The organism is Streptomyces sp. CT34, assembly GCF_000805335.1.
Lineage (GTDB): Bacteria > Actinomycetota > Actinomycetes > Streptomycetales > Streptomycetaceae > Streptomyces.
In genome coordinates, this window is record NZ_KN708638.1 from 4,366,601 (window position 1) to 4,376,950 (window position 10,350).

7 protein-coding genes and 3 tRNA genes are annotated in these 10,350 nt (G+C 71.9%); 4 read left to right on the forward strand and 6 right to left on the reverse strand.

Annotated elements, in window-relative coordinates; translation table 11 throughout:
• Both RZ84_RS41405 and RZ84_RS19075 read right to left on the reverse strand, forming a co-directional pair.
• On the reverse strand, nucleotides 1–2,553 hold a 2,553-nt coding region (locus RZ84_RS41405; RefSeq protein ID WP_241777762.1), incomplete at its 3' end, for a PAS domain-containing protein.
• A 191-nt stretch (nucleotides 2,554–2,744) separates the two neighbouring features.
• Nucleotides 2,745–3,275 (reverse strand): SSI family serine proteinase inhibitor, encoded by a 531-nt coding sequence (locus RZ84_RS19075; RefSeq protein ID WP_043270285.1) that lies wholly within the window; start codon nucleotides 3,273–3,275, stop codon nucleotides 2,745–2,747.
• A gap of 243 nt (nucleotides 3,276–3,518) precedes the next feature.
• Between RZ84_RS19075 and RZ84_RS19080 the strand changes: the two genes are divergently transcribed.
• Both RZ84_RS19080 and RZ84_RS19085 read left to right on the forward strand, forming a co-directional pair.
• A tRNA-Ser gene (locus RZ84_RS19080) sits at nucleotides 3,519–3,609 on the forward strand.
• 486 nt (nucleotides 3,610–4,095) lie between these two features.
• A tRNA-Arg gene (locus RZ84_RS19085) sits at nucleotides 4,096–4,168 on the forward strand.
• 906 nt (nucleotides 4,169–5,074) lie between these two features.
• Here RZ84_RS19085 and RZ84_RS19095 read toward each other — a convergent pair.
• From RZ84_RS19095 to RZ84_RS19105, 3 genes are all read right to left on the reverse strand, one after another.
• The gene (locus RZ84_RS19095) at nucleotides 5,075–6,127 is read right to left on the reverse strand and encodes a hypothetical protein (protein ID WP_157878856.1); all 1,053 of its coding nucleotides are present in this window, start codon (nucleotides 6,125–6,127) and stop codon (nucleotides 5,075–5,077) included.
• A 473-nt stretch (nucleotides 6,128–6,600) separates the two neighbouring features.
• Nucleotides 6,601–6,915 carry a DUF1330 domain-containing protein gene (locus RZ84_RS19100; protein ID WP_043265315.1) on the reverse strand — a complete coding sequence of 105 codons (315 nt, stop codon included), beginning with the start codon at nucleotides 6,913–6,915 and terminating at the stop codon, nucleotides 6,601–6,603.
• 366 nt (nucleotides 6,916–7,281) lie between these two features.
• Nucleotides 7,282–7,983, reverse strand: a complete 702-nt coding sequence (locus RZ84_RS19105; protein ID WP_241777763.1) for a hypothetical protein — start codon at nucleotides 7,981–7,983, stop codon at nucleotides 7,282–7,284.
• 162 nt (nucleotides 7,984–8,145) lie between these two features.
• On the opposite strand from RZ84_RS19105, the gene RZ84_RS19110 reads away from it, so the two are divergent.
• Nucleotides 8,146–8,219 (forward strand) — tRNA-Met (locus tag RZ84_RS19110).
• A gap of 97 nt (nucleotides 8,220–8,316) precedes the next feature.
• Here the strand turns inward: RZ84_RS19110 and RZ84_RS19115 are convergent.
• Nucleotides 8,317–9,114, reverse strand: a complete 798-nt coding sequence (locus RZ84_RS19115) for an NAD(P)H-dependent oxidoreductase (RefSeq protein WP_043265316.1) — start codon at nucleotides 9,112–9,114, stop codon at nucleotides 8,317–8,319.
• A gap of 110 nt (nucleotides 9,115–9,224) precedes the next feature.
• Here RZ84_RS19115 and RZ84_RS19120 point away from each other — a divergent pair, with 110 nt between their 5' ends.
• On the forward strand, nucleotides 9,225–10,241 hold the full coding sequence (locus RZ84_RS19120; RefSeq protein ID WP_043265317.1) for a GlxA family transcriptional regulator: 1,017 nt from the start codon (nucleotides 9,225–9,227) through the stop codon (nucleotides 10,239–10,241).
• The last annotated feature ends 109 nt before the right edge of the window (nucleotides 10,242–10,350 follow it).

Here is a 10,350-nt window from a genome sequence, read left to right on the forward strand (position 1 = left end):
GGCCCGCCGCCCCCGGCGCCGGCCGGTCGGCTCCGCCGGTGGGGCGGCCCAATCGCCTTGTGTCTCAGGGGAGTTGGCGGCGGCCTCCGGTTCGCTGCCGGGCTGCGCGCCGGGCGCCTGCTCCGGTCCGCCGGCCACCGGACGGCGCGCCCGGCGGCGCCCCGTACCGGCACCCTCCTGCGGTCCGGCCGGCTGCGCGGGCTGCGGCCCGGCGACCGCGGGCAGCGCCGGCGCCGGCTGCCCCGCCCGGTCCTGCGGGTTCCGGTCCGCCGCCGCGGGCGGCAGCGCGAACGGCGTACGCGGCCCGGCGGCCGGCTGTGCCGCGGAACCGCCCGGCTGCTGCGGCGCGTTCGGGTCCGCGGCCGTCGCGTCGGCCCGGCCCGGTGCCTCGGCCAGCGCCCGGCGCGCCCGCCGTCCCGCCGCCTGCGCCGGCACCGAACCCTGCGGCTGACCGGGAAGTCGGCCCTGGGCCGGCCCGTGCGGCGGCACCGGCCCGAGCGCCGGCGCCACCGCCGGCGTCAGCCCGTGCCCCGGCGCACCGGCCGGCTCCAGCGCGGGGGCCGGACCGGCAGTCGGCCGCTGCTCCGGACGTCCGGCAGCCGCCGGTGCCCCGGACGGCAGCGCGGGCAGCGCGGCCCGGCCCTCCGGGGCCTGCCGCGCCCGGCGCCGGCCGCTCGGCGGTACCGCCTCGGCCCCCGCCATGCCCGACGGCAGCCCCGCGCCCTGCGTACCGTCTCCCGCGGGCCCCTGCGGAGCCCCGCCCGTGTTGCTGCCCGGCGCCTGCTCCGCGCCCGAATGCCGGGCCCGCCGGCGCCCGGTCGGCTGCGCCGCGCCCGCGGTGTCCGGTGCGCCCGCGAGCTGCTCCCCGGCCCCGCCGGTGCCGCCCCGCTGCCCGCGGCCGTCGGTCCCGGGCGCACCCGCGGCGGTCGCCGGGATACCGGGGCCCCCGCTGGTGTCCCCGCCGCCGGCCCCGTCCGCCGCCTTGTCCTTGCTGTCCCTACCGTCCTTGCCGCCCGGCGCCGCGTCGTCCACCAGCACCGGCAGCTCCAGCACATACGCGCTGCCGCCCGCGCCGGCCCCGCCCGGCGCCCCCGGCATTTCGTGTGTCTGCATCAGCCCGCCGTGCAGCCGGACGATCCCGCGCACCAGCGGCTCATGGACCGGATCGCCGCCCCCGTACGGCCCGCGTACCTCGATCCGTACGACCTCGCCGCGCTTGGCCGCCGCCACCACGATCGTCGAGTCACCGGCGACCGGCCCCGGACGGCCACCCGCCCCGACGGCGGGCGCACCGACCGGCATCCGCCCCGTGGAGTCCACCCCCGCGACGTCCGCGATCAGATGCGACAGCGCCTGCGCCAGCCGCTCCGGATCGACCATCGCCGCTATCGGCGGCGCATGCACCGCGAACTGCGCCCGCCCGGGGCCGATCAGCTCGACCGCGCCCTCCACACCGGCCGCGACCACCGCGTCCAGCGAGACCCTCACGCGGTTGAGCTTCTCCTTGCCGGAGTCCAGCCGCTGGTAGCTGAGGACGTTGTCCACCAGCGTCGTCATCCGGGCGTGCCCGGCCGCGAGATGGTGCAGGATCTGGTTCGCCTCGGGCCACAGCTGGCCCGCCGGGTCGGACGCCAGGGTGCCCAGCTCACCGCTCAGCTCCTCCAGCGGCCCGCGCAGCGACTGCCCCAGCACCGCCAGCAGCTGGGCGTGCCGTGCCACCAGCGCGTCGTACGGCCGCCGGTCGGTGAACGTCATCACGGCGCCCACGAGCTGGTCGCCGTCCCGCACCGGCGCCGTCGTCAGGTCGACCGACACCGAACGGCCGTCCTTCGCCCACAGCGCCTGCCCGCGCACCCGGTGCTTGCGCCCGGACTTGAGGGTGTCGGCGAGCGGCGTGTCCTCCCACGGGAGCGCCGAGCCGTCCGACCGCGAGTGGTGGATCAGCGGGTGCAGCTCCTTGCCGCCCAGCTCGCTCGCCCGGTAGCCCAGGATCTGCGCGGCGGACGGGTTGACGAGTACGACCTTGCCCTCGGAGTCGACCCCGACGACACCCTCCGCCGCGGCCCGCAGGATCATCTCGGTCTGCCGCTGCTGGCGGGCCAGCTCGGTCTCGGTGTCCACCGTCCCGGTCAGGTCCCGCACGACGAGCATCAGCAGCTCGTCGCCGGTGTAGCCGTTGCGGTGGTCGGCGTACGCGGCCTCGAAGGCGGACTCGTACGGGGTGCGGCCGTCCTCCAGATTGGCGCTGGTCACCTCGACCAGCAGCTCGGACCCGTCCGTACGCCGCGCCACCATCCGCGTCGGCTTCGTCCGGTCCGCCATCTCCTCCTCCCGGCGCCGCATGGAGCCGGGGATCCGCTTGGAGTCGAAGGACGGCAGGAGGTCGAGCAGCCCGCGCCCGACGAGGGCGGTGCCCGGCGCCTCGAAGGTCTCCAGCGCGATGGTGTTGGCGTTGACGACGGTGCCGTTGCAGTTCACGAGCAACAGCGCGTCGGGGAGGGCGTCGAGTATGGCTGCGAGGCGAGCAGCGCCTCGGGATGGCCTGCTGCTCACGACGACGCTTCCTCCCTGTTACCGCACCTTGCCGACCCGCCCGGCGGGTCGCTGGGATGGAGTCTACGGGCACTTCCCGGCGACGCGGAGGCGGATGACGGCGAGGTTATGCCGCGCCACTGCGCGACTCACCGCACGCCCGACATGTGCCCCGCGTCCTGACCTGGCGCGCTACTACGGCACGAACCGGGTCACGAAACCGTCGACGGGAGCATGGGTTCGAAGCGGCCCCAGCGGTCGATCTCACACCCATCGGTACGCCGGAAGTCGGCGTTGACGCGGCGTCCCGCCCAGGTCCCGCTGACATGCGCCGTGGCGGGACCGCCGTACATCATCGTGCACCGCGCGCTCTGCGGCACGGGGGCGAACGCGTCACGGCCCCAGCGCGTCATCCGGTCGAGCTCGGCGCAGGCCCGCGCGGCCCGCGCCGCGTCGAGACGGGTGCCCCGAGCGGGGTGGCAGTACAGCTCGAAGGTGCCGTCCGTACGGGCCGAGCCGGAGTGAGCGACGGTGACGGTGAGGTGGTCGGCGTGTCCGCCGTGGGCCCCGGCGGGCGCATGGTGGCCGGCACGCGTCAGGCCGTCCGCGGAGTGGTGGTCCGGCAGCGGGATCGGGGCGGCAGCGGCGGCCGGCGCCAGGGCGAGCGCGGAGACGAGGGCCACGGCGGCGGTGGCGGCACCGGTGGCCGCGGCGAAGAGGGACGACGTCCGGCGATACGGCATCACGGGCTCCAGGGAGGCGAGTACGGGGCGGTACCCGGTCGGTACGCGCCAGGGGCGCACGACACGCGGATCGCCGCACGGCCCTGTCACTCCTAACGCACCGCCGCCCCCGACGTTGCGCCGCAGGAACGTCTTTGCCGGGTGGCCCGCGGGCCTAGTACCGTAGGGGGCGATTGGAGACAGCCCCTGGGGCTGTGCCATCATCTGGACACACCACAGCGCGCTTGTGCGCGTGAGGTGTGGGGAGGCGTCGCCTAGTCCGGTCTATGGCGCCGCACTGCTAATGCGGTTTGGGTCTTACCGCCCATCGAGGGTTCAAATCCCTCCGCCTCCGCTCCTTCTTCCACTCCGGGCCCTGATCGCTCACGATCAGGGCCTGAGTCGTTTCAAGGCCATTCCAGGTCATTCCAGGCCATTCCAAGATTCGAGCCCCGTCGTATGGGCTGGGCGCGGCCGGTGCCACCCGGGAGCGCCCCCGGGGCCCCGGGCCCCGTGCTCCACCACCGCCACTGCCGGGACGAACCCCTCCACGGCTTGGGCACGCCCCTCCGCCCGCCCGGATCCCGCACCCGCACGGCAACTGGAAGTGGCCCCCGTCACAGGCGTCGCCGCCCACCCGGCCCCGAAGAGGGCTACACCCGCCCGAACTTCGTCCAGATCATCGACGACTCCCCCTGGGATCACCCGCCCTCGCCCGTCGCCTCCAACGGCATTTCCGCAGGTCAGGTCGGGTACGGGAATCGGATTTCACCTGGCGGCGCAGGTCATGTAATGTTGTTCCCGCAACGCCGACCGGCAAGAAAAACCGCCGGAAAGCCAAGCGCTCGTAGCTTAACGGATAGAGCATCTGACTACGGATCAGAAGGTTGCAGGTTCGAATCCTGCCGAGCGCACAGCAGGTCGAAGCCCCCGCCGGGTTATCCGGGCGGGGGCTTTGTCGTGCGATACAGCAGTGAAGTACAGCAACCAGCTCAGCCGCTACCGTCCACGGCACCGGACAGCTTGGCCAGCGCCTCGCGCACCTCTGCGTCACTCGCCTCCGCGTAGACCTCCCGTCGTCGTAGACCTCCATCGTCATCGCGATCGGTGAGTGCCGGAGGATCCGTGGGGCGACCTTCGGGTGAGCCTTCAGGGCGACCAGGAGCGAGCTGTACGTGTGCCGGGTGTTCCGCAGCGGGATGACCCGGAGCCCGGCACGGCGGGCGCGCAGTGTGAACATGCGGGTGAGGTTCCCCGGCTCGATCGGGGTGCCGTGCTTCGTCGTGAAGATCAGGTCGTGGCTGTCCTGCCAGAGGTCGTCGGCCGCCTTACGGTCGCCGGTCTTCTGGGCGCGACGTATCCGGAGCGCTTCGAGGCAGCGCGCCGGCAGGGGCGAGAAGTCGTCCGACTCCTCCGACTCCTCCGACTCCTCCGACTCCTCCGACTCCTCCGACTCCTCGGTCTCCGTCTCGGTCTCGCGGTGGAGGGGCTGACGGTCCGCTCGCTGGATCTGGCCCGGCCGACCGGGAGGCGGATGAACTTCCGGTGTGTGCTGGGAAGTTCGTGTCACGACCGACAGTCCCATGCCTCGCTGAGTAGCAATTTTCTCCAGAAGTCTGCCCGATCCGCGGGCCGGCGTACCGGGCCGTGATCACCCGCACCAAAGCGGCTCCCGCTCAAAGCGGCTCCGGCCCAAAGCGGCTCCGGCTCAAAGTCGTTGCGCGGATCGCGAGAGCAGAGTGGTCCTGCCCTCTCGGCCTGTCACCGGCCGGGAGGGCAAGGGGGTTCAGGAGTCCGGTTCGCGTGTGCCGCGAGTTCGGTCAGCCTTTGGTCCACAGGAACTCGTACCTGTTGGGACCGGGGTTGTTGAAGGTCAGTTCCTTGGGAAGTTCGCCGGCTTTGGGGTCGATGAGGATCTGGTCGTTCTGGGGGTCGTACCGGAAGTACGCGGATCCGTTGCCCACGACCTCGTGGGGCCACTCGACCTGCTGGACGATGACCTGGACGGGCACGTCGGTCATGACGCCGAAGTCCTGGGCCGGGTCACCTGAGGTGAGTTTCGCGTCGACTTCCCCCTTCCTGAAGAATTCGAGGCGCAGGCGCTCGCTCTCAGCAGGCTTGACGGCGAAGTCGGCACGGATCCGGCGTCCGGTGGGGATGAACGCCAGGCTGCGGATCTCCTGGTTGGCGCAGAGCTGGCCGGAGGAGCCGGAGATGCCGAGGCGTAGTGTCTGGGGCACGGTGCCGTCGGGCAGGAGGTAGCCGTCGATCAGGGTGGTCCAGCCGGTCGTCCGGTGATGTCGCCGGACGGTGACTTTGCGGTTGTGGACCGACACCAGGATGCGTGCCGGGTCCGACCGGGGCATGTCCAGCCGTGGCATGGGGGCTGCGGTCAGGTAGGGGAAGCCGGTGCCGGCATTCCCCGCGCCCCGGATGACCGCGTGATTCGGCTGGCTCCCGGGCCCTCCGGTGCCGGCGTGATCGGGACTGGAGAATGAGCCGTACCAGTCGAGACCTATGCCGACGTATCCGTTATTGACGCCAGGCTTCTTTCTGTCCGCGTCCCCGTGGAAGTCGGCGTAGCCCAGAGCGCCACCCCACGCGTCGGCGCTGGCTGCTGCCTTGCCGTCGATGAGGTAGATGGCGATTCCGTCGGAGAGTTGGCCTCCGTGGACCGCGAGTTCGAACTCGGCGGTGATGCGCTCTGTGCTGAGCCTTTCGGCATTGTGTACTGCGGCGCCGACCTGCCAGCTCTTGTCGGGTATCAGCCGCACCCAGCCATCGACCACTCTCGCGGATCCCTTGAGCGTCCACCCCTCCGGCACTTCCGCCGCCGCCATGCCGAGTACTTCCTCTACATGCTGGGTCCTCATGGTTTTTCTCCCTCTCGTACGTGACCGCCCACGCTGATCGGGCCGGATCGCCAGGTCTTCGCGTACATGGGAATGCCGATGCTTCGGAATGTCGATGCTTCGGGATGTCGATGCTTCCGGCATCCGTGCGGGGCCGTCGCAGGGCACCAAGTGGCCTCGCAGGCCGGCCCTGGACCATATACACCTGGCACTTGTCACTTCCAACGCAACATGCCTCCGCCCGTGGCGCAACCGGTGGCGCCACCCATCGCGGACCAGGGCCTTGGTACATCGCGGTGGGTGCGCATCCTGCCGAGCGCACAGCAGGTCAAAGCCCCGCCGGATTCCTTCTCCGGGCGGGGGCTTTGCCGTGTCGTACAGAGGTGGAGTGCAGCAGGAACCCGGTGTGGGGAGTGCGCGGCAGCGAGCACGCAGGCTGTGAGAGGGGGTTCTCGCGGGTGGGCCACTGCGTTGGCCAGGAGGCTAGGCCGGGCCTAGGCCGGGCCGGAGAGGCCGTCGGGCAGTGTGCCTTCGACGAACAGCATCCCTACCTGAATCTTGCCTTCTCGTATCGCCCGGGCGTGCCGGTATTCCGGGGAGTCGTACCACTCACGGATCCGGTCCATGTCGGGAAACTCGAGGACTATGAAGCGGGAGGAATCCCAGGTGCCTTCGACGGGCTCCGGGGTGGGTCCCGCGACGAGGTAACGGCCACCGTGACTGAGTACGGACTGCTGGGCCACGGGTGCGTAGGCCAAGGCAGCCTCCTCGTCGCGCACATCGACGTTGACGATGACGTAAGCGGGCATGCGATCCTCCGTCGTGGGGGAATTCTTTGTGTGGTGGGCGGGGTTGGGGTGCGGTGCCGTTCGGGGAGTTTTGCGGTGGCGGTGGCGGTGGTGCGTAACTCCTTGAGGAGGCTGTGGGGTTCGCCGTTGTGGCGGTTGTACTGGGTGACCGCTTCGCCTTTCGGGGCGGGGCGGTTGGCGTAGCGGCGGCTCTTGCCGCTCCTGGTCCAGGGTTCGGCGACCGGTTCTCTGAGTTTTTCTGGCTTTTTCTGCTTTCTGTTCCTTCACGGAGCACCCCTGAGGCCGGGCGTTTCGTATCGAGGGCACCACGGACGGTGAGTTGGCGCAAGACGGCCGTGGGGCGGTGGCTTCCGGCCCGACGGTCGGCTACGGGGCGGTGAGGTTCAGGGCTGTGGTGAGTCGCTGGCGGGCGTGCCGGGCGGTTGCGGCGGAGTCCCGGGTGGTGACGTCTATGGGGATGACGGTCCAGGGGGTGGCGGCCAGCAGGCGGTGGGTGAGGGTGGATTCGTCGCGGAGGTGGGCCGCGGCGGAGGCGAGGTCGTGGACGGAGCGGGTGCCGGGGGAGCCGGCGAGCCGCGCGATGTACCAGTCCTCCCAGGCGGGGCCCTCGCGGTCGATGGCGCGGCGGAGCGCGGTGGTGGGGTCGTCCTGGAGGTGGAGGACGGTGATGCGGGTGGGCTGGACGGCGGTGGCGAGGTCCTGGAGGACCCGGGCGATGGCCGGCTCGTCGTGGCCCCAGGCGACCAGGGAGGGGATGAAGGGGAGCAGGGCGTCGGTGACGAGATAGTCGGTGCCGGCGGTGCGGGTGCCGGTGACGTAGGCGGCGGTGGCGGAGACCAGGGTCTGCGGGCGGACGCTGTGGGCGCCGGCGCCGAACTCGTCGGCCACGGGGCGGAACGCCGGGTGGGTGAGGATGTCGGCTTCCTCGAAGTGCTCCACGGTGGCACCGGACCCCCTGAGCCAGCCGACGAGGGAACGGCAGAGCGTTGACTTGCCGACGCCGGGGCTGTTGCCGGTGACCGCGATCAGGTGCTGGGGGCGGGGTGCGGGCTGCTGCTGACTCGTCATGAGGGAAGGGTGGCAGTAGGGATGTGGGGTCGGTTTTGAGGGGGTGGGCTCTGGGGGGTGTCTCAACGGGTGTGGGATCAGGGGTAGTTGGGGTGTGGGGGAGGTGGGGGGCGTATTGGATTAGGTGATGGGTCGGGGGTCGCGTAGGGTTGGGGGTACCGACGCGGGGTGGAGCAGCTCGGTAGCTCGCTGGGCTCATAACCCAGAGGTCGCAGGTTCAAATCCTGTCCCCGCTACTGACGCCGTCGCCCCAGTGGATGAGAGTTGATCTCATCTGCTGGGGCGGCGGCTTTTTTGTGCGTGCGGTGGGTCGGGGGCGTGGGCGGGTCGGCGTCAGGGGTGGGTCGGTGGGGGTGGGGAGGTGTAGTGGGCGGCGGGGCCGGTGGGGGGTACCGGGGTCAGGTGGGGGTGGAGGAGGAGATCGTCGTCGTAGTCGCCGGTGTTCTGGTGGCGGAAGGGGAGCGGTTCCGTGGTGGGGAGGGTGAGCAGGCGGTCGCGGAGGCGGGTGGCGGCGGTTTCGTAGGTGTCGGGGGTGGTGCGGTCCGCGCTGGGGATCAGGAGGGGCGGGGCGACGGACATGCCGGTGTACCAGAAGGTGCCGTGCTGGAGGGGGAAGAGGAGGTCGTTGAGGTCGCCGTTGACGCCCCGGGGGCCGAGGGTGGCGGCGCGGGCGCCGGCGGTGACGACGACCATGGCGCGCTTGCCGGCCAGCGGGGCCCCCCCGTAGCGGCGCGGGCGGCCGGTGGCGGGGTCGCTGTGGCCGAAGGCGAAGCCCTTGATGAAGACGCGGTCGAACCAGCCCTTGAGGATGGCGGGCATTCCGTACCACCAGAGGGGGAACTGGACGACGAGGGTGTCGGCCCAGGTGACCTTCTCCTGTTCGGCGACGATGTCCGGGCTCAACCTGCCTGCGGCGTGGGCGTGTTCGGAGGCGTCGGCGATGTGGAGGCGGTCGGCAGGGTCGTGGGTGCCGTAGTCGGCGGCGTCGACGAGCGGGTTCCATTTCATGGCGTAGAGGTCGGAGACCTGGTGCTGGTGGCCGTGGGCTTCGAGGGTGCGCAGTCCCTCCGCCTTGAGGGAGCCGCTCAGGGACCGGTGGTCGGGGTGGGCGAACAGCCAGAGGACCTTCATGGCGTCCACCTTCCGGGGCGGACGGGCGGCGGGACGAGTGGCCGGAAGGTCAGTATGTGCAAGGATCGGGCCATCGGGGGGGCGGGCGGACCGTGGGAGGGGATGGGGTCATGGCTGGTGTGGGGGACACGGCGGGGGAGACGGCGGGGCTGCGGCGGCACCGAGTGGCGGTTCTGGTGCGGCCGGGGATGCTGCCGATGGAGGTCGGGATCGTGCACCGGATCTTCGGGGAGGCCAGGTCGGCGGCCGGGGAGCGGCTGTACGAGCTGGTGACGTGCACGCCGGAGCCCGGAGAGGTGCCCACGGACAGCGACTTCACCGTGAACGTGGCGCACGGGCCGGAGGCGCTGGACGACGCGGACACGGTGGTGGTGCCGGCCTCCGGGGTGGACTACGAGCTCGACGGGCAGCCGGGGGGCCGGTTGAGTCCGGGGATGGCCGCGGCGCTGGCGCGGATCCGGCCGGGGACGCGGATCGCGTCGGTCTGCACGGGGGCGTTCGTCCTGGCCGCCGCGGGGCTGCTGGACGGGCGGCGGGCCACCACGCACTGGCGGTCGGTGGACGACTTCCGGCGGATGTTCCCGGCCGTCGAACTGGATCCGGACGTGCTGTACACGGACGAGGGCGGTGTGCTGACGGCGGCCGGGGTCGCCTCGGGTGTGGATCTGTGTCTGCACATGGTGCGCTGCGATCACGGGGCGGCGGTGGCCAATGACGTCGCGCGGCGGACGGTCGTACCGCCGCACCGGGAGGGCGGGCAGGCGCAGTACATACGGCGGCCGGTGCCGGAACCGCAGCTGTCGTCGACGAGCGCGGCGCGGGCCTGGGCGCTGGAGCACCTGGACCGGCCGCTGAGCCTGCGGGAGCTGGCGGCGCGGGAGACGATGAGCGTACGGACCTTCACCCGGCGGTTCCGGGAGGAGGTGGGGGTCTCGCCGCTCCAGTGGCTGACCCGGCAACGGATCGAGCGGGCCCGGCAGTTGCTGGAGGAGACGGAGCTGACGGTGGATCGGATCGCGGCGGAGACGGGGTTCGGGACGGCGGCTTCGCTGCGGCAGCATCTGCATGCGGCGCTGGGGGTCTCGCCGCGGGCCTATCGCAGCACGTTCCGGGGGGTGGGGGTGTAGGGCCGGTGGGGGGAAGGCCGGTGGGGGTTCAGGGCCGGTGGGGTTCAGTGCTGGGGTGCCGTACGGGGGCGGGGCCGGGTGGAGCGGCGGGGGCGGGGCGGGGGCGGGG

Coding starts and splice junctions, on each gene's coding strand:
- RZ84_RS19105 (WP_241777763.1), bottom strand. CDS start 7,983: ATGACGAGTCAGCAGCAGCCCGCACCCCGCCCCCAGCACCTGATCGCG.
- RZ84_RS19115 (WP_043265316.1), bottom strand. CDS start 9,114: ATGAAGGTCCTCTGGCTGTTCGCCCACCCCGACCACCGGTCCCTGAGC.
- RZ84_RS19100 (WP_043265315.1), bottom strand. CDS start 6,915: ATGCCCGCTTACGTCATCGTCAACGTCGATGTGCGCGACGAGGAGGCT.
- RZ84_RS19075 (WP_043270285.1), bottom strand. CDS start 3,275: ATGCCGTATCGCCGGACGTCGTCCCTCTTCGCCGCGGCCACCGGTGCC.
- RZ84_RS19120 (WP_043265317.1), top strand. CDS start 9,225: ATGGCTGGTGTGGGGGACACGGCGGGGGAGACGGCGGGGCTGCGGCGG.
- RZ84_RS19095 (WP_157878856.1), bottom strand. CDS start 6,127: ATGAGGACCCAGCATGTAGAGGAAGTACTCGGCATGGCGGCGGCGGAA.